This is a genomic window from Phycisphaerales bacterium, from assembly GCA_035627955.1.
GTDB lineage: Bacteria > Planctomycetota > Phycisphaerae > Phycisphaerales > UBA1924 > JAEYTB01.
The window spans coordinates 1-20470 of sequence record DASPKU010000021.1 but is presented as its reverse complement, the minus strand read 5'-3'; the positions used below and the strand labels follow the sequence as shown (position 1 = coordinate 20470).

Below are 20470 nucleotides of genomic sequence, written 5' to 3'. Positions count from 1 at the left end.
CCCCGAAGGGCCGCTGGGGCGGCACCGGAGACCGTCCGCCATGCGTGCACCACTCGCTGCTGCCTGCCTTCTCTCCATGGCCCCCGGCGCGGTTGCCGGCGTGACGGTCATCGACGTCAACCCCGACCGACCCTTCTTGCCCGGGCAGGTCATCGACATCAACGCCGACGGACGGCTGGACCTCGAGCTCTTCGGCATCGAGGCACACAGCGGGCCCGACCACGAGGCGTACCACTGGATGCACACGTACGCGTACGGGCGCGAGCGGGCGGAGGTCTCGCTGGTGCGGCTGGCCTTGGGCGACTTTGTCGGGCCCAACCTGCCGTGGGGCGCGGTGCTGCGCACCAGCGGCAGCGAGCACCGGCACGGCCCGGGCGGGTACTTCCGCTGGCTGCCGGAATCCCCCACGGACACAACACCCAGCTTTTTCGGCATCCGCTTCACCGACCTGGAGGGCGGGCTCCACTACGCGTGGGCGCGCTACGAGCTGTACGACATCGGCCCCGACCTCATCCACCGCGCCCGCCTGCTGGAGATCGGGTGGGAGACGCAGCCCAACACCGGGCTGTTCGCGGGCGGGGCGATCCCGTCGCCCTGGTCGGTGCTGGTGCTGGCGGCACTCGGCGCGTTGCCACGGCGCCGTCGCGCGGTGGTTCGAGCCGGTTGAACACCAACTCAGCGCTAGCACATCCACCGGCTGCCAGCGGGGTTTCAATGCCGCTCTTGGCGTGCTTGCGCGCCCGTGAGCCATTCTTCACGCGCATGTCCGGATCTGTCCTCTAGAGTCACCCTTCCAGATGGACCGGCCCGACCCATCACCTCTCATATGGAAGCAGCCAAGCACCGGCGTGCTGCTGGGCATCGCGGGCGCAGTCGGGCTCGCGGGCATGCGGATGCTGTTCGAGCCGCTGGTCGGGCCGCGGGCCGCATTCAGCTTCTTCTTCCCCTGGATCATCGTGGTGGGGTGGCTGTGGGGGCTGCGGGCGGGGCTGGCGACGTCGGTCGTATCGGTGCTGCTGGGCTGGTTGCTCTTCGTGCCGCAGCGCTTCTCGTTCATCGTCCCCGACACGCACGACGCGGCCAACATCGTCATCAACGCGGCGTCGATGGCGGTCACCGCCGTGGTGGGCGCCATGGGGCGGCGGGCCCGCCTGAGCGAACGCACGGCCCTGGTGCGCGTGCGGGACAGCGAGGCGCGGTTCCGATCGGCCTTTGAGCACGCGCCCATCGGCGTGGTTGAGCTCGACCTGCACACCAACCAGATCCTGCGGCTGAACTACGAGTACGCCCGCATCCTTGGACGCGACCCCGCGGAGATCGCGGGCAAGCGGCCGCGCGACTTCACCCACCCCGATGACCTCGCGTCCGACGAAGAGGCGCAGCAGCAGGCCCTGGAGCGCCGGCCGATCCGCCGCCACAAGCGGTACCTGCGCCCCGACGGGTCCATCGTCTGGGTGGAGGTGCGGGCCAACGTGGTGCACGAGGGCGGCCCGCCGCGCCTGGTGGGGCTGATCAAGGACGTGACGGAAGAGGTGCGCATCACGCAGCAGCTCCGCGAGAGCGAGACGCAGATTCGCGAGATGACCGACGCGGTGCCGGCGCTGATCTCGTTCGTCGACCGCGGGCTGGTGTACCGGTTCATCAACGGCGCGTACGAGGCGTGGTTCGGGCGCCAGCGCGAGGAGGTGGTCGGCCGCACGATGGGCGAGGTGCTGGGTGAGGAGGTGGTCGAGAAACTGCGGCCCTACTTGGACCGGGCGCTCGCGGGCGAGAGCGTGCGGTTCGAGGTCCCCGCGCCCTACCGGCACGGCAAGGCCCGGTGGATCGAGGCGTACTACGTGCCCCGGCGCGACGAGCGCGGCGAAGTTGTCGGTTTTTACGTCATGGTGCTGGACGCCTCGGAGCGCAAGGAGGCCCAGCGCGAGCTGGACTTTTACAAGCAAGCCCTCGATGCGGCCTCGATCGTCGCGGCCACGGACGCCGCCGGCACCATCCAGTTCGTCAACGACAAGTTCGTGGAGATCTCGGGCTATTCGCGCGAGGAGCTGATCGGGCAGAATCACCGGCTGCTCAACAGCGGGCTGCACCCCAGGACCTTTTGGACGGAGATGTACCGCACCATCGCCGCGGGGCGGGTGTGGCGGCGGGAGATCCGTAACCGCCGCAAGGACGGCACCTACTACTGGGTGGACACGACGGTCGTGCCGATGCTCAACCTGGCGGGGAAGCCCGAGAGTTACGTCGCGATCCGCACCGACATCACCGCCCGCAAGGAGGCGGAGGAGGCCCTCTCGCACAGCGAGGAGCGGTTCCGCGACCTTGCCGACAACATGTCGCAGCTGGCGTGGACCACCGACCCGAGCGGCTGGATCAACTGGTACAACAAACGCTGGTACGAGTACACCGGCACGACATTCGAGCAGATGCAGGGGTGGGGCTGGCGGAGCGTGCACCACCCCGACCACGTCGAGAGCGTGACCGAGCACTTCAAGCAGGCGATCGCGTCGGGCGAGGAGTGGGAGGACACGTTCCCGCTGCGGGGCAAGGACGGCGAGTTCCGCTGGTTCCTCTCGCGGGCGGTGCCGATCCGAGACGAGCAGGGGAAGATCGTCCGCTGGTTCGGCACCAACACCGACATCACCGAGCAGCGCGCCACCGAGGAGAAGCTCCGCACCGTGCTCAGCGAGCTGGCCCGCCACAAGGAGCAGCTGGAGGCGCTGGTCACCGAGCGCAGCATGGCCCTGGAGCGCAGCCACGAGCAGCTGCGGCGGAGCGAGCGGATGGCGAGCCTTGGCACCTTCGCGGCGGGGCTGGGGCACGACCTGCACAACTCGCTGCTGCCCCTGCGCGTGCACATCGAGGAGCTGGCGCGGGCCTCGCGCGAGCTGCCGACGATCGCCGAGAACGTGCACGCGATCGAGGCGATCGTGGGGTACCTGGGCTCGCTCTCGCGGGGCATGCGGCTGTTCTCGCGCGACGTCAACCAGGACACCGACCGGACCGACACCGACCTGACCGAGTGGAAGATGGACGCGTGCCGGTTCTTCCAGAGCTCGGTCCCGCGCGAGGTGAAGGTGACCTGCGACATCCAGCCCGGCCTGCCGCGGGTGGCGGTGGCCCCGCACCGCCTCAGCCAGGCGATCCTGAACTTGGTGACCAACGCGGGGGACGCGATCCTTTCGGCGCGGGGCCCGGGCGGGAGCGGCAGCATCATCGTGCGGGCCGAGAAGGGCGCCGACGGCAAGGTCGTGATGCGCGTGACCGACGACGGAGCGGGCATGACCGAGCACGTCCGCCGGCGCGCCATCGAGCCTTACTTCACCACCAAGGCCCGCGGCCAGGGCGGCACCGGCATGGGGCTGGCCATGGTGTTCGGCATCGTCAGCAACGCGGGTGGCACGGTGGACATCAAGTCCAAACCCGGCGAGGGTACGTCGATCGAGCTCACGCTTCCCGCGGCGCACCGCGAGGAGGCCTCCACCTCGCTGGTGTTCGCCCACGTCACGCTGCAGAACCGGCGCGTCGCCGCGTACGTCGCGGTGGTGCTGCAGGCGCTCGGCCTGCGGGCCGTACACCACGCGCCCACCGCGAGCGACGCGTCCGACCTGTGGGTTACCGACGCCGCGAGCACGCCCGCGGCCCGCGTCCGCATGTTCCTGGAAGCCCACCCCGGCGGCAAGGTCGTCGTCATCGGCGGCACCCCCGAGCACACCCGCGCAGGCGCCCACACCGCGCCCGCCGAAGCGCCGCTGTCAGGCCTCCGCACAACGATCGTCACCGCGGCAGGGGGGAGCTAGATCCGATACGTCCTCGATGACCTATACGTCGTAGAGGACCTACGCCGCGATCATCGGCAGCACCTTCTCCACGAACAGGAAGCTCGCCACCCCCAGGAGGATCATCACCACCACGATCTGCACCGTCATCACGCCCACCTCGCGCGGGAGGTCGCTCAGCGACTCCACGCGGCAGGCCTTGTACGACAGCGAGACCAGCAGCGACACGGGCAGCAGCAGCAGGTACCAGTACTGGTTGATGTTGACGGGGTCGATGAACGGGGTGTAGGCGAGCAGCGTCACTGGCCACCCCCGACCGTCGAGGCGACGTCAGCGCCGGTCAGCACCTTGTCCACGCCCTTGTCTGCCGGGCCCGGCTCCCCTTCCTTCCGCTGCTTCCTGGGCCGCCCCGGGAAGCCCGCATCGATGATCGCGATGAGGTTGAGCATGCCCGCGATGGTCGAGAACAGCGTTCCGAGCTCGTTGACCTTGCCGACGCTGGTGGCGTTGGGCGGGCCGCCGCCGGGGGGCGCCTTTCCCCACACCTTCACCTTGAAGCGCCCCTGGTTGGTGGAGACCTCGGCGTCCTGCATCTGCTCATCCGGATACCCGGAGCGCTTGCGGGCGTTCTTGACCTGCGCGAGGGTGGCCGCCCCCATGATCGACGGGTCGTAGGCCTTGAACTTTTCCTGGTGGAGGTAGTCCACGCCGAAGGCGAGGGGGCCGACCAGGGCCTGCCCGATGAACCAGACGCCGTTGTCCTTGCGGTCGATGGTGTCGATGCCCCCGACGAGCATGCCGCCGAAGAAAAGGCCGAGGATGCCGACCGCGACGAACAGCCCGCGGAGACGTTCGCCGGCGACGACGTGGCCCAGGCCCGGGAGGAGGACCGCCGCGAGGAGGGCGGGGAACCTGGGCTCGTTGGTTGAATCGGTCTTCATCGGGAGTTGGTGCGGGCGGGGAGCGGGGTTGCGCCGTGGTGGTACTTGGTGGATGGAACCGGCGTGCGGGCCGGGGATGCCCCCCGATTGACTTGGGCGGGGTGGATTGTACTGTACCGCCGCATTCGGGCAGGGGGGTTGACTCCTGCCGGCGCGGGACAGTGGTGCGGGACCCGGGAATAATGGGTCCCGCGGGACCGGAACCGCGGGGGCAGGGGCCCCGAATGTCGCGGGCGCACGGTGGAACAAACGCGTGGGTGTGGTCTGCTCACGCGGCGTGTGGACCAATCAACGGAAGGTGGAACATGTCGATCGCAGTGCTTGAGGTGGAGACGAAAGAGGAGTGGCTGTCGCCGCTGGATCCCGCTGTCGCGCCCCTGATGGGCGTCGATGACGAGGATGACATGGACGACGATGACGACTTTGGCGACGAGGACGAGTTTGAGGACGGTGAGGAGTTCGAGGAAGAGGACGAGGACTTCCTCGAGGACGACGAGGAAGGGCTGGAGGAGGACCCCGAGGGTGACGATGAAGAGGGCGAGGACGACGAAGAGGACGACGACGACCTGTAGCCCGCCGTGGTGATCGGCACGCGCGGCGGCTCCGAGAAGGGACCCCGCCCATGCCCGATAAGAACCCCACGCCTTCCGCCAAGCAGACCACTCAGGAGCCAGGTGCGCCGACGGCGCCCCTGGCTCCTTTGCCATCCACGTCCAACTCCGGCCAGCGTCCCCCCGGCCCGCCCGAGGGCACGATCATCGACCGGCGGGTGTGGCCGGTGGACCGCCGCTCACTGAACGTGGAGGGCGCATCCACGGGCCTGGAGCGCCGGCGCGGGGCTGGGCGGCGGCTCAGCGACTTCACCCGCTCGGCCGAGGAAGGGGAGCTGACCAAGGAGCAGTTCCTGTTCCTCATGGCGATCGAGGCCTTCAAGAAGAGCAACGACAAGGCCTTCCCCACGTGGACCGATGTGCTGGAGGTGATCCGCCTGCTGGGCTACCGCAAGACGATGCCGATGGAGCTCACGCTCCGCACGGCCGAGGACTGGCGGGAGACCCCCAACGCCCCGAGCAACGTGCGGCCCGCGCGGTGGCACGAGCGGGCGGCCTGATAGGAAGTGGCAAAGTGAGGAGCACCGCTTTGCAGTACGCTGGAATGATGCGGTACCTGATTGCGGTCGTTGCGCTGGTGCTCTGCGGCTGTGTGCAGGAGCGGGCGGGGGTGAGCTACACCGAGGTGCCGCCGCCGGTGCTCAAGACCATCCAGCGCACGGCGCCGGGGAAGATCGACTCGATCCTTCGGGAGAAGAAGGACGGGTTCGTCACCTACAAGGCGAAGGTCACCAGCGGGGAGAAGGGGTGGGACCTGGTGGTGGAGGAGGATGGGGACCTGGTGTCGAAGAAGGAGCGGTAGGAAGCCTGACCGTGAGGAAAGGCAGGGCCGTGCTTCGCGGCACTCCGTTCGACTTGCTGACTCAGTTTGCGTGGGGCTTCACGCAAAGCCGCGAAGCGCGGCTTTCCCCTCCCTGACGGTCGGGGTTCCTGTTAGCCCTTGTTCTTGTAGTAGTCGAGGTTGACCTGGATGTACTTGGTCCACTCGGCGGGGACGTCTTCCTGCTGGAAGATGGCCTTGACGGGGCACTCGTCGACACAGAGGGCGCAGTCGATGCAGGTATCGGGGTCGATGTAGAGCTGATCGGTTGAGCCGAAGTCGGGCTCGTTCTTGCTGGGGTGGATGCAGTCCACGGGGCAGACGCCCACGCAGGAGGTGTCCTTGGTGCCGATGCAGGGCTCGGTGATGACGTGAGGCATGAAGTGGGTCCTGGGAATCGTCTCGGGGCGGATCATATCCATCGGCCGGGCGGTGCAGGAAGCCCACGCGGAGGCGCAAAGGCGCGGAGAAAGGCGGGGAATGTCTCTCGCGGAGGACGCGGGGGCGCGGAGGAGAGCCCGAAGTGTCTCTGGCGGAGACGGGCAGCCGTGAGAACCTAAGCCTGGTGATTTGAAGTCTCAGCTGCTTGGCTTCTTTTCCATGCCTTTCTCCGCGCCTCCGCGTCCTCCGCGAGAGACCCCTCTTCCGGAGGTACACTCGGGCGTGGAGTTCAAGGACGAGGCATCGCTCATCGAGCACCTGCGGGTGGTTGATTCGCCGTGCATCGGGTGTGGGTACTCGATGCGAGGGCTGGGCGGGCTGACATGCCCGGAGTGCGGGCGGCGGTTCGTTGTGGCGGACCTGGGGCGGCCGGTGCGGCCGCGGTGGGCGGCGCTGATGGTGAGCGGCTGGGGGTGGTGGCTGTGCGTGCTGTTGTGCGGCGCGGCGTTCGTGTGGGAGGCGGCCGTTGAGGTAGGGCTGCCGGGGTGGTATCGGCTGGTGTTCCAGGGGCGGCACGGGGGCGGGCTGGTGCCGGTGGGCGCGGCCATGCTGCTGATCGCGTGGCCCATGCTGCGGTTCCGGGCGAGCGGCCGCGCCGGGGCGGAGATGCTGCTGTGGACGGCGTGGGCGCTGGTGGTGGTGCAGCTGTGTGCGCTATCGGTGCAGAGCGTCTTGTAGGTGGAGCATGAACGAGAAGGTCAACCGCTACCTCGAGAACCACAAGGTCGACTGCCCGCGGTGCGGGTACACCCTGCGCGGCCTCGCGGAGCCAGTGTCCCCCGAGTGCGGGACGCGGCTGACGATGGCCTACCTGCTGGGGCCGCGGCACCGGGCGCTGGCGGCGTGGGAGTGGGCGGGGATCGCGGTGCTGGCGGCGGCGAACGTGTCCATGCTGTGGTACCTGTGGTACCACCCGGTGGCGAACAACCCGTGGGAGATGCTGTTCGTGCGGTTCGAGATGGGACGGCGTACGGCGGCGTGGCAAGACGGCGGGTTCGGGCTGCTGCCGATCGTGAACTTCGCGGCGCTGGTGTACGTGTGGTACTTCGATGTGTCGGTGGCGTTCGGGGCCAAGCGGTGGCACGTGCTGGCGCTGGCGGCGGGGCTTACGGTTCTGTATGTGGGCATCGGGCTGGTGATCTGAAGGGGCCGCGATGGGCTGGACGTTGCGATCTTCGCCGGACCCAAGGCTGATCGAGTATCTGCGCGAGAACGACGTCAAGTGCCCGCGCTGCCGCTACAACCTGCGCGGGCTGGAGACCAACGAGTGCCCCGAGTGCGGAGACACGCTGGTGCTGTCGCTGCTGCGTTCTGAGGCGGCGCGGTGGAGCGTGCGATGGCACCTGGCGTACATGGCGTGGTGTGGGGTGCTCGCGGCGACGCAGGTGTGGATTGGACTGAAGGTGCTGCCCCACATGGAGAACCCGCCCGGGGTTGTGGCGGCGATGCTCTTCGGTTCCTCGGGCAAGAGGGGGCACCTGTGGCTGTTTCCCATCGCGATCGGATGGGTGCTGGTGGGACCGCACCTTAAGAACGAGCCCGCGCATGTGAGCAAGCCCGTGGCGCTCGGGGTGGCGACGCTGATAACGTTGCTGGTGCTGGGCGCGGCGTTGGCGCTGCTGCCCTGAACAAGGAAGTGCCATGTTCGACAACATGAAGATGATGGCCGCGGTCGCGGGGCTGATGAAGAACAAGGACAAGCTGCGCGAGGCGGGGGCGCGGATCAAGGAGAAGAGCGAGAGCACGCGCGTCACGGGCGAGAGCGGGATGGGGGCGGTGCGCGTGGTGGTGAACGGGGCGATGAAGGTGCTCAGCGTGGAGCTGGCGCCGGGGCTGGTGGTGGGCATGAACGCGGACGACAAGACGCGGGCGCTGGCGGGGCAGCTGATCGCGGAGGCGGTGAACGATGGCATCACCAAGGCGCAGGGGAAGATGAAGGAGGCGATCGACGAGGAGGCCAAGGCCCTCGGGTTTGAGAACGGGCTGCCGGGGTTGCCGGGGCTGCTGGGGGCATAAGAACCCCGACCATCAGGGAGGGTCGGGCGGCGCTTCGACGCCGGCGCGGCCGAAAGACATGCTGGAAGTACCGCCAGACTGGGACGCGAGCCGTACAGCCGCGAAGCGCGGCTGTGCCCTCCCTCACGGTCGGGGTTCCTATTCATGATCCCACTGCGTTCAATCGAGGGTGTCACGGCGTGGCCGCTGGAAGGGTTTCCGCGGGTGCGGATGACGCGCCCGCCGGGGCCGCCGGAGGTGTCACCCGCTGTGGAGGCGCGGTGGCGGGAGCTGTGCGAGGAGAACCCGCGGCACTTCGACGGGCCGATCCTGTCGGTGGTGACGTTTGATGCTGATGGCGGCGAGGTGCTGGCGCGCCGGGACCGGTATATGCGGCTGGCCGTGCAGCCGCGGGTGGTGACGGGAGTGCAGCAGCTGTCGGTGACGGCGGTGCTGACGGTGCGGGACGGGGCGGGTCGGGCGTACGTGCTGCTGGGGCGGCGCTCGCCGCAGACGCGGATCTACGGCGGGATGTGGGAGCTGGGGCCGTCGGGGGGCGTCCCCGCGCCGCACCCGAGCGTGGAGGAGGTTCCCGTCGGGGCGCTGCTCAGCCAGCTGGAGGATGAGGTCGCGGAGGAGGCGGGGCTGGTGGTGGATGCGTCGCGCGTGCGGGCGGTGGCGTACGTGCGCGACCATGTGGCGCACAGCGATGATGTGTGCATCGAGTGCGACCTGGGAGCTCTGGAAGACTTGCAGCACTCGGGGCCGGCGAACTGGGAGTACACCGAGACGCTGCTGCTGCCGGTGGACACGGTGGCTCAGTTTGATGAGAGCAACGCGGCGGAGATCATCGCGCCCACGCGGGCGGTGTTCCGGGTGATGGGGTGGGTGGGGGATCCGGACTAAGATTCGGTATGACGCTGTCACTGAACATCCCCGACGACGCGAAGAGGACGCTGATCGAGGTGTGGGGGGACAACCTGGACCGCGCGGCGTTTGAGGCGCTGGTCATCGAGGGGTACAGGACTCGCAAGTCCGGGAACTCGACGGTCCAGCGTTTACTTGGTCTACCGGACCGCTGGGCGACAGAGAAGTGGCTCGCCGATCGCGACGTTTGCCACAACTACTCGCTTGAAGATCTGGAGCAAGATCGAGAGACAATGAGACAACTGTTCGGCAAACACAACGGTCAATGATCGCGCATCTCTGTGAGCCAGTCCCATTCGGGATTCCCTGACAACAAAGCGACAACCGCTCGACCGGGCATCAGGGGGCCAATGTCGAAGTCGATCATGACGCTCTCGTCGTTGGCCAAGCACCGAATCACGGCCACGACCGCCTTCCGGCCGCACGAGTAATCGCAGGTGATGCAGTACATCCCGTGCTCATCAACCGCACCTGACTCATACAAGTACGCGCGGCTGTCGCCCTCGGAAACGCAAACTACTCGTCCTTCCTCGGAGTGCTGGACTTCAAGAAACGTGCTCAGCCGCGCTCGGACGGTGTCGATACCCCGTCGATCTCTGGTTAGGAAGTGAACGCTGTTCATGCGCTACCCCGTTGCACTGTCACCCGATCACCTTCGCCGCGTCGTCGAGCACCGCATTGGCGGCGTCGCTGGTGGGGGCCTCAGCGATCAGCCGCATGATCGGCTCGGTGTTGCTGGCCCGCACGTGCAGCCAGGCCTTGCCCGCGAGAGGGCCGGTCGTGAAGTCGACCCAGGCGCCGTCCTGGCGGTCGACGCGCTGGTCGCGGTAGGCCGCGGCGATCTTCTCGATGGCGGGCGTGGCGTCCTCGCGCCGGGCGAGAGAGACCTTGCGTTTTTCGATGGCGTAGGTGGGGATGGAGGCGACGAGGTCGGAGAGGCGGCGGCGGGCGCCGCGCCCGCCGCCGTGGGCGGACATGAGCCACAGCGTGAGGGCCATGGCGCTGAGCGAGTCGCGGACGTAGGTCACCCGCGGCCAGATGACGCCGCCGTTGCCCTCGCCGCCGGCCAACGCGCGCTCGCGCTTCATGGTCTCGACGACGTTGGCCTCCCCCACTGCTGTCCGGAGCACGCGCCCGCCGAAGCGGGCGGCCACATCGTCGATCATCCGCGAGGTGGAGAGGTTGGTGACCAGCACCGGGCCGCTGTTCTTCTCGGCCGCGCTGAGCAGGGCGAGAGCGCCCAGCGCGAGCGTGTACTCCTCGCCGACGTAGCGGCCGGACTCGTCGATGAGGGCGAGGCGGTCGGCGTCGGGGTCCTGGGCGAAGCCCACGTCGGCGCCTGCTTCGCGCACGGCATCGGCGAGGCCGCCGGGCATGGCGAGGTTCTCGGCGGTGGGCTCGGGCGGGTGGGGGAACAGGCCGGAGCTGCTGGCGTTGAGCGGGAGGATCTCTGAGCAGCCCAGGGCCTCCAGCAGGCGGGGGGCGCCGATAGAGCCCGACGCGTTGACGCAGTCAACCGCGACGTGCAGGCCGTCGCCGAGGGTTTCGGGGGTTTCGCACAGGCCCGAGTCGACGAGGGCGTCCATGATGCGGCCGATGTGCTCGTCGATGCCGGAATCGTCCTGCACAACGGGACCGATGTGCTCCCAGGAGACCAGGCCGGGCTTGTTGGCTTTGAAGCGTTCGATGATCTCGGCGGCGAACGCGGCGGGCGGGGCGCACGCGGCCGAGCCGTGCAGGCCCCCCTCGGCCAGCAGGCACTTGAGGCCGTTCCACTGCTGGGGGTTGTGGCTGGCGGTGAGGACCATGCCCGCGACCGGGCCCTCGTTGCGGCGGGCGTAGGAGTCTGTCATCACGGCGACGGTGGGCGTCATGGCGACGCCGAGATCGATGACGCGGCAACCGGCACCGGTGATGCCCGCGAGCGCGGCGGCGCGGACCATCTCGCCGCCGGCGCGCCCATCGCGTCCGAGGACGATGGTGACGGGCTGGCCGGCGGCGCGGTCGCGCAGCCACCCGGCGAAGGAGCCGGCGAAGCGTGCGGCGACCTCGGGGGTCAGCGACTCTCCGACCACGCCGCGGCAACCGCTCACGCTCAGCATCAGGCTCATGGGGTGGGAGGGTAGGGCGGGGTGGATGCGTGGTGCGGTACGCGGTTTTCCACAATGGCCGTAAACCGGAAGGCGGAAACCGGAAACCGGAGTAAGACAGATTGGCAAAAACACAAGCGGCGCGGTTGCCCGCGCCGCCGTGGTTCATCGCCGCCGTGCTCGGTCAGCCGCCGCCGAAGCGGCCCGTGGTGCCGGCCTGGCCGCCCTGGTCCCCGCGATCACGGGACTGGTTGTCGGACATGCCGGAAAACTTCGGGTCTGTGGTGGCAGCGTCTCGCGGGCCGGCTCGGCCCGGGCCGCGTGGCGGCGATGAGGTTTGCGGGTTGTTGCGGTTGGAAGACTCGTCAGAGCGGTTCGGTGTCAGCCCCTGCTGCCGTGCGACCCCCGGCCGATTGGCCTGTTGATTGGCCTGATGACTGGCTGCCGCGTCGACTTTCCCCCTCCTTGCCAGGGGTCTGGCTGTCGGCGCGGTTCTGGGTGGATTGACCGGACTGGCCGGGCTTGTTCTGCTGGCCGCCCTGGGCGCCGTAGTTGTTCTGCGTGGAGTGGGTGAAGGGAGTGCCGGTGCGGCCGCCACCCTGGAAGCCTTGCGCGTTCTGGCCCTGCGTCTGGTTGTCCTGCTGGCCCATGCCGCGGTTCTGATCGCGGTTCTTCTCGTTGTTGCGGTTGTCCGCCATGTTGTGAACTCCTGGCGCGGCGGGCGTCGTAAGTCGTACCCAGCCGACGGCACACCGCGAGGAGCATGATGCGCGGGGCGGGCGAGGCGCACCTGAAGCGCTGCTGAGGGGCTTCGCACTCCACCTGGCTGCCGCCGGCTCGCGTTTTTAGCTCAGCCCGTGCCGTACATGCGATCGCCCGCGTCACCCAGTCCAGGAAGGATGTAGCCCCGCTCATTGAGCTGGCGGTCGATGGCCGCGGTATAAATCGGAATCTCTGCGTCCATGGTACGGATGCGGCGGATGCCCTCGGGCGCCGCGACCAGGCAGATGAGGCGGAGGTCTTTCGCGCCCGCGCGCCGCAGGATGGCCACGGCCTCGGCCGCGGAGCCGCCGGTGGCGAGCATGGGATCGACCAGGAACACCGGGCCGGCGGAGAGGTCGCGCGGGAGGCGCTGGAGGTAGACGCGGGGTTTGAGGGTCTCCTCGTCGCGCACCAGGCCGAGGTGCCCGACACGGGCCTCGGGCATCATCTCGAGGATGCCCTCGGCCATGCCCAGCCCTGAGCGCAGCACCGGAACGACGGTGACGTGGCCGGCGAGGCGGCGGCCCTGCGTGCGCTCGATGGGCGTCTCGACCTCGATAACCTCGGTGGGGAGCGTGCGCGTGACCTCGAAGACCATGAGCCCGGCGATCTGGTAGAGCAGGGCGCGGAAGGGGCGGTGGCTGACGGTGCGGTCGCGCAGGTACGTCAGCTTGTGCTGGATGAGAGGGTGGTCGAAGACGATGACGCCTGGGAACTCGGGGGAGGGCGTGCCCATGCTGTCCAGTTTACAGGAGGGCGGGCGCGGGCAGCGGGCGAGGTACACTCGCGGCATGGACCAGGGCACACTTGATCGGCGGACACTGGATCGGCTGGCGCTCGACGCCGCGTACCAGCAGGCCCTCAAGAGCCGAGCCGAGGGTGGGATCCCCATCGGGTCGGCGCTGATGACCGCCGAGGGCGTGATCGTGGCGCTGGGGCACAACCTGCGGGTGCAGACAGGGGACTCGACCGCCCACGCCGAGACGGTGTGCATCCGCAACGCGGGGCGGCGGCGCGACTGGCACACGCTGACGCTGGCCTCGACGCTCTCGCCGTGCGCGATGTGCAGCGGCACGGCCGTGCTGCACCGGATCCGGCGGGTGGTGATCGGGGAAAACCGCACGTTCCAGGGGCGGGAGGACTGGATGCGGGCGGAGGGCGTGGAGCTGGTCGTGGCCGATGATGCGCGGTGCGTGTCGCTGATGGAGCAGTTCATCCGCGAGCACGCGGAGCTGTGGGACGAGGACATCGGGGTGCCGCCGGGGGCGTGATCTCGCGCGCTCACACGCGGCTGCTGAAAGCGATCGGAGCAAAAAGAAAAAACGGGCCGCGTCCTGGGGGGGATTGACACGGCCCGCTAGTGGTCCGCATGGGTTACCCCCACGCGACCGATGCCTGGAGAGTTGCGGGGAGAGGGTGCAACTCTCAAGTGGGAGCAAGCTAGCGGGGTGGGATTAAGGCACAAGGGCCTCCGCGCTAAGGGCGGATGAAAGCTCATTCATTTAGACCAACTCCGATCACTCGTCCGGCCCAATCTCACGCCAGCGCGAGACTCGCATGTTCTTGGAGGGCGGACGTCCGGCGACAGCGCAGACTTCCCACCCCCAGTAGCCCGGGATGTTGGCGGAGAGGTCCGTGCGCAGCCCCGGGGCCCCATCGGTGAAGGTTGCGACCGAGAGCAGCCCCGGCGAGCCGACGTAGCTGGTCGAGAGGTCGATCACGCCGCTGCCGGTGATGTTGCCGCTGGCGTACATCTCCCCGTTGAACGTGAGGTCATTGCCGAAGATGATGTTGCCGTTGTAGACGTACAGGGAGATGTTGCGGCCGAAGTTGTTGTTCTTGCTGTCGAAGTTGCCATTGATGACGTGGATCCGGACCTTGCCCTCACCGTTGTTGTTGAAGGTCATGGTGTTCTGGCCGTCGAAGTTGCCGTTGGTGAGGATGAAGTCGATGTCACCGGCCGAGGTGTCGAAGTTCATCGTGGTGTAGTTGTTGTTGGCCTTGAAGAGGCGGAACACGTAGGTGCCGGTGGTGCTGAAGTTCACAGTGCACGAGTTGCCCACGATAAGGTCGTGGTAGTTGCCGGGGGCGAGGGTGCGCGTGTCGTTGTTTCCAAGGTTCACATTGGACGCTCCCGCGGTAGCGCTGGGGGGCAGGGGCATGGTGTACGCCGGCCCGGTCCCTACCAGACCGTGCACGATGCCGGTCAGGTTGACCGACCCGCCCGTTGAGTACGCCACGAAGTCATCCCAACTTACCGGGCCCAGCCGCCGCACGGCCATGACGACCTGGTTGGCGTCCAGGCCGGGCTCAAGGATGATGGCTTGGGGCTGGCTCCCGAAGTCGGGGCCGGTCTGCTCCGCGGACCATGCGCTGCCGTTCCACGTGCGGTAGCGGGGAGCGGTGCTGCCGGCTCGCTCCCAGGCCACCACGCCGCGGGAGCCGTTGGGCTGGTAGGCGATGTCAACCCGGCGGCCGGTGCTCGAGCCTGTGTTGGACTCAACAACGGTGTTTGTGCCCCAGGCTGTACCCGTCCAGTTGTTGACGTTCACGTCGTTGTTGCTGCCGATCATGGCGGCGAGCACCTCATCCGAGGTCGCCGAAGGACTGCCGGTCAGGGTCATCCAACCCAGGGTGACGCCGCCCGACACCGCCGGCAGCGTCGCCGCCGCGCCCCACGCCGTGCCGCTCCAGACGCGGTACTTGGGGGCCCCGCTGGTGGCGGACCATGCCACGATCCCGCGTCCCGAGTTGTTCATGTAAGCGCCGGAGAAGGGGCGGCCGCTGGAGTTGAGCGAAGTCTCGAGGCTGGCCGCGTTGCCCCAGGCCGAGCCGTTCCAAATGGACGCATACAGCCGCCCGCCCGCGGCAACCAGCAGCATGAACTCATCGGAGCGGGGCCTGACCACCAGTTCCATCCACGTCGGAGCAGTGGTCAGACCAAGATTGGTGGACTGCTCGAGCGGGATCGCGCTCGTGTACGTGCGGTAGAACACGGAGGTGGAGGTGGTCTTGCGGTACACGACCATGAGCTCCCCGCTCATGTGCTCGTACGCGGCATCGAATACACGGGTGCTGGGGGTGCCCGCATCAGCGCACACGGCCGTCGGCGGCTCCCAGAACATGCCATTGAACTTCGACAGTGTGAGGGCGTTGTCCGAGGCGAGGCACACGAGGGCGCGCTCGCTGGTGCTGGGGCTGTTGCAGACCCGCTGCCAGCGGATCACGCCGGAGAGCCCGGCGCCGGCGCTGGGGCTTGGCCACGAAGAGCCCGTCCACTCGCGCGAGAACATCGTCTCGGGCGTGGATGTCTCGCTGTATACGACACAGGGTCGGTCCTGCTGCGCATGGCCGACAGCCGCCAACCCCAGCCCGATGGCTGCAACAGCCGTGCGTACGCTCCTCGCAAAGTGCGTGTTGGTCATGGGGTTCCTCATTCGTCGGGCCCGATCTCTCGCCAGCGGCCGACCTTCACCGACCGCACAGCGGGGTAGCGGGAGAGAGCGCACACGTCCCAGCGCCACTCCCCCGCGATGCTCGTGTTGAGGTCCACGGGCGCGCTGGGGACGCCCGCGGTGAACGTGACGGTCGTCAGCCGCCCGGGCCCGCCCACGGGGTCGCTGTCAGGCAGCTTGATGGTCCCGCTGCCGGTGATGTTGCCGCTGGCGTACAGCGTGCCGGTGAAGTTGGCGTTGTTCTCAAAGTCGATATTGCCGTTGTACGCGAACACCGCGGCATTGGAGACGGCGTAGTGATTCTGGGCTTCGAAGTTGCCGTTCAGGATGTGGAACTCGACGTCGTGCTGCCCCGTGTTGTTGATGGTGATGGCGTTCTTGCCCGCAAAGCTGCCGTTGGTGAGGATGAACCGCACCGGCCCCGCCGCGGTGTTGAAGTTCATGATCGTGCCGTTGTACTGGGCGGTGAACGACGTGTACACGTACGTGCCTGCGCTGAAGTTCAGCGTGCAGGCGTTGCCGACCACCAGGCTGCCGTAGTTGCCGGGCGTCATCGTGGTGGTCTGGTTGTTGGGCGTGCTGATGTTGGTCGTGCCGGCGGTGGCCGTCGGCGGCACCGGGAGCGCCACCGACCCGCCCGAGCCCACCGCGCCCACCACCGTGCCAGTCAGGTTGACCGAGCCGTTCGCGGAGTAGGCCATGTAATCGGCGTAGCTCGCCGCCCCCTTGCGGCGCACGCTCATCACCATCTGGTTGCCGGCGTACCCGGGCTCCAGGCGGATGTTCTGCGGCTCGCTGCCCAGCGAAGACGTCGCGCTCGTCCCCGACCACACCCCCCCCCACCAGCGGCGGAACTGCACCGCGTTGTTGCCCGCCTGCTGCCACGCCAGCAGCGCCTCCTCGCCGTCGTGCTGGTACGCAAGGGCCACCCGCCGCCCATCGGCGAAGCCGACGTTGGTCTCCACCACGCTGTTGCTGCCCCAGCTGCTCCCGCTCCAGCGGTTCACGCTGATGTCGTTGTTGGTGCCGATGCCCGCGAACAGCACCTCATCGCTGGCGTGCTTGCGCGAGCCTGCGAGCGTCACCCAGTGCAGCGGGGCGCTGCCGCTCACCGCCGGGAGTGTGGTGGCGGCGCTCCAGGACGCGGTCGCGCCCGTCCACAGGCGCGAGCGCACGCTCCCGGCAGTATCTGACCACACGGCCATGCCCTGCGTGCTGCTGTTGGTGTAGGCGCCCGCGAACGGGCGGCCGCTCGTGGGAAGCGCTGCTTCCAGCTGCACGGACCCGGTCCACGCGCTGCCGCTCCACACCGCCGCGTGCAGGCGGCCCGACGCGGCGACCAGCAGCATGATCTCGTTGCCGCGGGGCTGCGGGTACATCTCCATGTACGTGGGCGCGCTCGCGAGGCCGATGGCGAAGCTCTGCTCAGGGCCAACGGTCGCGCCCACCACGCGGTAGTACAGCGTGGTCGAGGTCGTCTTGCGGTAGACGACAATCAGGTTGCCGGTCTCCGTCTCGTACGCGCCGGCGAACACCTTGGCGCTGGGCAGGCCGGCGTTGGTGGCCAGCTGCGTGGGGGCGCTCCAGAAGGAGCTGCTGGTCCAGCGCGTGAGCCACACACTGTGGTCATCGCAAAGGGTCACCAGGGCGCGCCCGCTGACCGGGCTGTTCAGCAGCTCCTGGAACGTGACGCGTTCAGTCATTCCACTCGCCGTGCCCCCCGAGTACCACGTGGAGCCGGTCGAGGTCTGGAAGGCCACCTGCGTGGGAGCGGTGCTCGCGGCGTACGCGGCCATGGGCTCCTTCTGCTGGCCCAGGGCCAGCGAGGCCAGCCCCGCCGATAGCAATACCGCCCAGTGTGCGAGCTTCATGGTGCGCAACCCCGCGGCGCCGCGGAGCGCGGCGCACACCACGGGATCGGCCGGCTGGGGCGTGCGGTTGTGCGGGATGGGCGGCGACCGCGTTGCGTGCCCCTCACAGGCGGAACACGCCGCTCAGCCCTCCCGCAGCGAGCGGGCAATGCTGACTTCCTGCAGGCGGATGCTCGCCTGGTCCAGCTCGTGCTTGGCCCTATAAAACGCGTTGGGGTCAACGCTCTGCCAGTCGCTCTCGGCCTGCTTGACCATCTCCCGCAGACCCTCGATGCGGGCGCGGAGGTCGTCGCGGTACGCGGGCTCGAGCTCGCCCTCGAACTTCTCGAAGCGCTCGCCGATCCACTTGAGGTCAAGCCTGCTGTTCACGATGAGGTCCACCACGCGGTGACGGGCCATGTCCTCGCGGGCGTGGTGCAGGCTGTCGCGCTCGATGCGCTCCACCTCGTCGCTGGTGAGGCCGTGGTTGGGGACGACCTGCAGCGCGGCCCGCTTGCCGCTGCGGCGCTCCTGGGCGCTGACGTTGAGCACGCCGTTGGCGTCAACGAGGAACTGCACCTCCAGCTGCGGGATGCCCGCGGGCATGGGGGGCAGCCCCCGCAGGTGGAACTCGCCGAGCTTGCGGCAGTCCGCCGCCATCTCACGCTCGCCCTGGTAAATAGTCAGGCGGATCGAGGTCTGGCCGTCGACGCTCGTGGAGAACATCTCCGTCGCCCGCGCTGGGATCGTGGAGTTCGCCGTGATGAGCTTGGCGACGGCTCCGCCGACGGTCTCAACCCCGAGCGAGAGCGGGATGACGTCCAGCAGCAGCGTGCCGGTGGACCGCCTGTCGAGCACGCTGGCCAGCACCGACGCGCCGAGGGCGACGACCTGGTCGGGGTCAAGAGCGGTGTAAGGCTCCAGGCCAAAGAGCTCGCCGACGCGACGGCGGACCAGTGGAATGCGCGTGGATCCGCCGACCATGATCACGGCGTCTACAGGCGCACGGCCCGAGGACGGATCGTGCCACCCCATGTCGGCGTCCCTCACCACCTGCTCGCAGATGCGGATGGTGCGGTCCACCAGCGGGGCGACGAGCGCCTCGAACTCGGAGCGCGTCAGCGTGCGCTGGTAGCGCCGGTCGCCCCCCAGGGCGACGTCCACGCGGGCCTCCTCGTGCTCGGAGAGCCGGATCTTGACCGACTCCGCAAGCCCCACGAGCTGGCGCCGCACGCCCGGCGGCAGCTCCATGGCCGCCGCCTCAACGCCCAGCACGTTTGCGATCTCGCGTCGGAAGAGGTCCACCAGCAGGTGATCCGCGTCGTCGCCGCCCAGGTGCGTGTCGCCGCCGGTGGCGAGCACCTGAAAGAAGAACGTCTCGCCCGGCTGCGTCGCTGGGGTCAGCCGCAGCACCGACACGTCGAACGTACCGCCGCCCAGGTCGTAGACCACCACGGTCGTCGGACGGTCGTTGGCGCCGCGGGGAAGGCCCAGGCCGTACGCGAGCGCCGCCGCCGTGGGCTCGGGAACGATGCGCACGACCTCGAGCCCCGCGAGGCGGCCAGCGGTGCGGGTGGCCTGCCGCTGAGCGTCGTCGAAGTACGCGGGGACCGTGACCACGGCGCGGGTGACCTCTTCGCCCAGGGCGCGGGAGGCCTGGGCCCTGAGGCGCGCGAGCACCTGCGCGGAAACCTCCTCGGGCGAGAAGGTGATCTCGTCCTGCCCGAGCGGAACGCGCACACGGGCGGTGTCGCGCTCGCCTGCGATGACCTGGTAGGACAGGAACCGCAGGTCGGGCGCGGCGTCGCGCACGCTCCGGCCCATCAACCGCTTCACGCTCGAGACGGTCTGGAGCGGGAAGTCCGGCGCGGCCTCCTTCGCATCGTGCCCCACCACCGTCGCGTAGCCGGGCGGCTGGTCTGAGGGCTCGTACCGCACAACCGAGGGCAGCAACGCGCGCCCGTGCCCATCGGGGATGATGCGGGCGCCCGCGCGGTCGGCGATCGCCACCAGCGAGTTGGTGGTGCCGAGGTCGATTCCAACAATGGGCGCTGGCATACGGCGAGGGTACGCGCCGCTTACGTGCCGGCAGGCTCGATCCACGCCAGCTCGCGCAGCCGCTCCAGCAGCTTGGACAGCCCAGCGCCCGAGGCGTCGCTGGGCGCTGGGGCCGCGACGGTGCGGCGCTTGCCCGCGCTGGCGACCTCGACCACCGCCGCACCCGCGGGAGAGCCGGGGAGGGTCGTCGAGACCTTGCCCTCGCCGTGGTGCTCGCCGGCGAGGCCGGCGGCGCACGCGAGCTCCCACACCCCGCGGACCTGGTCGCGCGTGAGGGTGCGGACGCCGGCGGGGCGCGGACTGTCGGGGCGGCGGGCCCCGATAGCCGCGCGGAGCGTGCCGTCGGGCTCGATGACATACCACGCGGGCTCTCGACCCCCGCCAGGCTGCACGGCGACGCTCAAGGAGAAGTCGTCGGGCAGGTGGCGGGCGTCGGGCCTTGCCCGCGCACCGGCGCACGCGGCGAGCACAGACGACAGCAGGACCAGCAGCATGGCGGCAGGGCGCATGGGCGGAGTGTACGGGCAAAAAGAAAGGCCCCCCGCGCCGGGCGGGGGGCCGTGGATGGTGACAGGTTCAGTGGGGCTCGATCAGCAGCGCCGGATCAGCAGGGGTTGCCGCCCAGGACGCGGAAGAACGCCTCGATGTCCTGGTCGGTGCCGAAGTCACCGTCGCCGTTGAAGTCGCTGCCCTGGCAGTAGCAGGTCTCGCAGCAGGTGCCGCCCAGGCAGGCGAAGAACGCCT

22 protein-coding genes are annotated in these 20470 nt (G+C 68.8%); 12 read left to right on the top strand and 10 right to left on the bottom strand.

Annotated features, from left to right (window positions below; translation table 11 throughout):
- Positions 1-40: 40 nt before the first annotated feature.
- Positions 41-667: a hypothetical protein gene (locus VD997_16435; protein HYE63580.1), complete on the top strand. Its 627-nt coding sequence runs from the start codon at positions 41-43 to the stop codon at positions 665-667.
- A 130-nt stretch (positions 668-797) separates the two neighbouring features.
- Positions 798-3797, top strand: a complete 3000-nt coding sequence (locus VD997_16430) for a PAS domain S-box protein (protein ID HYE63579.1) — start codon at positions 798-800, stop codon at positions 3795-3797.
- Positions 3798-3836: 39 nt separating this feature from the next.
- On the opposite strand, the gene VD997_16425 is transcribed toward VD997_16430, so the two are convergent.
- Entirely contained in the window at positions 3837-4079 is a 243-nt protein-coding gene (locus VD997_16425) for a hypothetical protein (GenBank protein ID HYE63578.1), read from the bottom strand.
- Positions 4076-4717: a DUF6677 family protein gene (locus tag VD997_16420; protein HYE63577.1), complete on the bottom strand. Its 642-nt coding sequence runs from the start codon at positions 4715-4717 to the stop codon at positions 4076-4078. The genes VD997_16425 and VD997_16420 overlap by 4 nt, the downstream gene beginning before the upstream one ends.
- A 305-nt stretch (positions 4718-5022) precedes the next feature.
- Here VD997_16420 and VD997_16415 point away from each other — a divergent pair, with 305 nt between their 5' ends.
- Genes VD997_16415 through VD997_16405 form a run of 3 tightly spaced genes read left to right on the top strand, consistent with a single transcriptional unit; the run spans position 5023 to position 6130 of the window.
- Positions 5023-5289: a hypothetical protein gene (locus VD997_16415; protein ID HYE63576.1), complete on the top strand. Its 267-nt coding sequence runs from the start codon at positions 5023-5025 to the stop codon at positions 5287-5289.
- A gap of 50 nt (positions 5290-5339) precedes the next feature.
- The gene (locus VD997_16410) at positions 5340-5828 is read left to right on the top strand and encodes a hypothetical protein (protein ID HYE63575.1); all 489 of its coding nucleotides are present in this window, start codon (positions 5340-5342) and stop codon (positions 5826-5828) included.
- A 47-nt stretch (positions 5829-5875) separates the two neighbouring features.
- Positions 5876-6130 carry a hypothetical protein gene (locus VD997_16405; protein HYE63574.1) on the top strand — a complete coding sequence of 85 codons (255 nt, stop codon included), beginning with the start codon at positions 5876-5878 and terminating at the stop codon, positions 6128-6130.
- 131 nt (positions 6131-6261) lie between these two features.
- Here VD997_16405 and VD997_16400 read toward each other — a convergent pair whose 3' ends face one another.
- Entirely contained in the window at positions 6262-6528 is a 267-nt protein-coding gene (locus tag VD997_16400) for a ferredoxin family protein (GenBank protein ID HYE63573.1), read from the bottom strand.
- Positions 6529-6811: 283 nt separating this feature from the next.
- On the opposite strand from VD997_16400, the gene VD997_16395 reads away from it, so the two are divergent.
- The 6 genes from VD997_16395 to VD997_16370 all read left to right on the top strand — a co-directional run bounded on the left by VD997_16395 (position 6812) and on the right by VD997_16370 (position 9780).
- Positions 6812-7267 carry a hypothetical protein gene (locus VD997_16395; GenBank protein ID HYE63572.1) on the top strand — a complete coding sequence of 152 codons (456 nt, stop codon included), beginning with the start codon at positions 6812-6814 and terminating at the stop codon, positions 7265-7267.
- 7 nt (positions 7268-7274) lie between these two features.
- Positions 7275-7733, top strand: coding sequence for a hypothetical protein (locus tag VD997_16390; GenBank protein ID HYE63571.1), 459 nt, complete (start codon positions 7275-7277; stop codon positions 7731-7733).
- Between the two features lie 10 nt (positions 7734-7743).
- Positions 7744-8217 carry a hypothetical protein gene (locus tag VD997_16385; protein HYE63570.1) on the top strand — a complete coding sequence of 158 codons (474 nt, stop codon included), beginning with the start codon at positions 7744-7746 and terminating at the stop codon, positions 8215-8217.
- A gap of 13 nt (positions 8218-8230) precedes the next feature.
- Entirely contained in the window at positions 8231-8605 is a 375-nt protein-coding gene (locus VD997_16380) for a YbaB/EbfC family nucleoid-associated protein (protein ID HYE63569.1), read from the top strand.
- Between the two features lie 144 nt (positions 8606-8749).
- On the top strand, positions 8750-9490 hold the full coding sequence (locus tag VD997_16375; GenBank protein ID HYE63568.1) for a hypothetical protein: 741 nt from the start codon (positions 8750-8752) through the stop codon (positions 9488-9490).
- An 8-nt stretch (positions 9491-9498) separates the two neighbouring features.
- Positions 9499-9780 carry a UPF0175 family protein gene (locus tag VD997_16370; GenBank protein ID HYE63567.1) on the top strand — a complete coding sequence of 94 codons (282 nt, stop codon included), beginning with the start codon at positions 9499-9501 and terminating at the stop codon, positions 9778-9780.
- A 372-nt stretch (positions 9781-10152) separates the two neighbouring features.
- Here the strand turns inward: VD997_16370 and VD997_16365 are convergent, their stop codons facing one another.
- The 3 genes from VD997_16365 to upp all read right to left on the bottom strand — a co-directional run bounded on the left by VD997_16365 (position 10153) and on the right by upp (position 13099).
- On the bottom strand, positions 10153-11622 hold the full coding sequence (locus tag VD997_16365; protein ID HYE63566.1) for a hypothetical protein: 1470 nt from the start codon (positions 11620-11622) through the stop codon (positions 10153-10155).
- Positions 11623-11966: 344 nt separating this feature from the next.
- Positions 11967-12299, bottom strand: a complete 333-nt coding sequence (locus VD997_16360; protein ID HYE63565.1) for a hypothetical protein — start codon at positions 12297-12299, stop codon at positions 11967-11969.
- A 152-nt stretch (positions 12300-12451) separates the two neighbouring features.
- Positions 12452-13099, bottom strand: a complete 648-nt coding sequence (gene upp / locus VD997_16355; GenBank protein HYE63564.1) for a uracil phosphoribosyltransferase — start codon at positions 13097-13099, stop codon at positions 12452-12454.
- A 55-nt stretch (positions 13100-13154) separates the two neighbouring features.
- Here upp and VD997_16350 point away from each other — a divergent pair, with 55 nt between their 5' ends.
- Entirely contained in the window at positions 13155-13634 is a 480-nt protein-coding gene (locus tag VD997_16350) for a nucleoside deaminase (GenBank protein ID HYE63563.1), read from the top strand.
- Positions 13635-13880: 246 nt separating this feature from the next.
- Here the strand turns inward: VD997_16350 and VD997_16345 are convergent, their stop codons facing one another.
- The 4 genes from VD997_16345 to VD997_16330 form a co-directional block, all read right to left on the bottom strand.
- Positions 13881-15788: a hypothetical protein gene (locus VD997_16345; GenBank protein ID HYE63562.1), complete on the bottom strand. Its 1908-nt coding sequence runs from the start codon at positions 15786-15788 to the stop codon at positions 13881-13883.
- Positions 15789-15796: 8 nt separating this feature from the next.
- A complete protein-coding gene (locus VD997_16340) occupies positions 15797-17689 on the bottom strand; it encodes a hypothetical protein (GenBank protein ID HYE63561.1) in 1893 nt (630 codons plus the stop codon).
- 123 nt (positions 17690-17812) lie between these two features.
- Positions 17813-19726, bottom strand: coding sequence for an Hsp70 family protein (locus VD997_16335; protein ID HYE63560.1), 1914 nt, complete (start codon positions 19724-19726; stop codon positions 17813-17815).
- 20 nt (positions 19727-19746) lie between these two features.
- Positions 19747-20235: a hypothetical protein gene (locus VD997_16330; GenBank protein ID HYE63559.1), complete on the bottom strand. Its 489-nt coding sequence runs from the start codon at positions 20233-20235 to the stop codon at positions 19747-19749.
- Positions 20236-20470 lie beyond the last annotated feature (235 nt).

Excerpts from the sequence above, each read along its gene's own strand:
- VD997_16420 (HYE63577.1), bottom strand. The coding sequence starts at position 4,717 with ATGAAGACCGATTCAACCAACGAGCCCAGGTTCCCCGCCCTCCTCGCG.
- VD997_16380 (HYE63569.1), top strand. The coding sequence starts at position 8,231 with ATGTTCGACAACATGAAGATGATGGCCGCGGTCGCGGGGCTGATGAAG.
- VD997_16410 (HYE63575.1), top strand. The coding sequence starts at position 5,340 with ATGCCCGATAAGAACCCCACGCCTTCCGCCAAGCAGACCACTCAGGAG.
- upp (HYE63564.1), bottom strand. The coding sequence starts at position 13,099 with ATGGGCACGCCCTCCCCCGAGTTCCCAGGCGTCATCGTCTTCGACCAC.
- VD997_16435 (HYE63580.1), top strand. The coding sequence starts at position 41 with ATGCGTGCACCACTCGCTGCTGCCTGCCTTCTCTCCATGGCCCCCGGC.
- VD997_16405 (HYE63574.1), top strand. The coding sequence starts at position 5,876 with ATGCGGTACCTGATTGCGGTCGTTGCGCTGGTGCTCTGCGGCTGTGTG.
- VD997_16345 (HYE63562.1), bottom strand. The coding sequence starts at position 15,788 with ATGACCAACACGCACTTTGCGAGGAGCGTACGCACGGCTGTTGCAGCC.
- VD997_16350 (HYE63563.1), top strand. The coding sequence starts at position 13,155 with ATGGACCAGGGCACACTTGATCGGCGGACACTGGATCGGCTGGCGCTC.
- VD997_16330 (HYE63559.1), bottom strand. The coding sequence starts at position 20,235 with ATGCGCCCTGCCGCCATGCTGCTGGTCCTGCTGTCGTCTGTGCTCGCC.
- VD997_16365 (HYE63566.1), bottom strand. The coding sequence starts at position 11,622 with ATGAGCCTGATGCTGAGCGTGAGCGGTTGCCGCGGCGTGGTCGGAGAG.
- VD997_16370 (HYE63567.1), top strand. The coding sequence starts at position 9,499 with ATGACGCTGTCACTGAACATCCCCGACGACGCGAAGAGGACGCTGATC.
- VD997_16400 (HYE63573.1), bottom strand. The coding sequence starts at position 6,528 with ATGCCTCACGTCATCACCGAGCCCTGCATCGGCACCAAGGACACCTCC.
- VD997_16415 (HYE63576.1), top strand. The coding sequence starts at position 5,023 with ATGTCGATCGCAGTGCTTGAGGTGGAGACGAAAGAGGAGTGGCTGTCG.
- VD997_16335 (HYE63560.1), bottom strand. The coding sequence starts at position 19,726 with ATGCCAGCGCCCATTGTTGGAATCGACCTCGGCACCACCAACTCGCTG.
- VD997_16340 (HYE63561.1), bottom strand. The coding sequence starts at position 17,689 with ATGAAGCTCGCACACTGGGCGGTATTGCTATCGGCGGGGCTGGCCTCG.
- VD997_16385 (HYE63570.1), top strand. The coding sequence starts at position 7,744 with ATGGGCTGGACGTTGCGATCTTCGCCGGACCCAAGGCTGATCGAGTAT.
- VD997_16375 (HYE63568.1), top strand. The coding sequence starts at position 8,750 with ATGATCCCACTGCGTTCAATCGAGGGTGTCACGGCGTGGCCGCTGGAA.
- VD997_16360 (HYE63565.1), bottom strand. The coding sequence starts at position 12,299 with ATGGCGGACAACCGCAACAACGAGAAGAACCGCGATCAGAACCGCGGC.
- VD997_16390 (HYE63571.1), top strand. The coding sequence starts at position 7,275 with ATGAACGAGAAGGTCAACCGCTACCTCGAGAACCACAAGGTCGACTGC.
- VD997_16430 (HYE63579.1), top strand. The coding sequence starts at position 798 with ATGGACCGGCCCGACCCATCACCTCTCATATGGAAGCAGCCAAGCACC.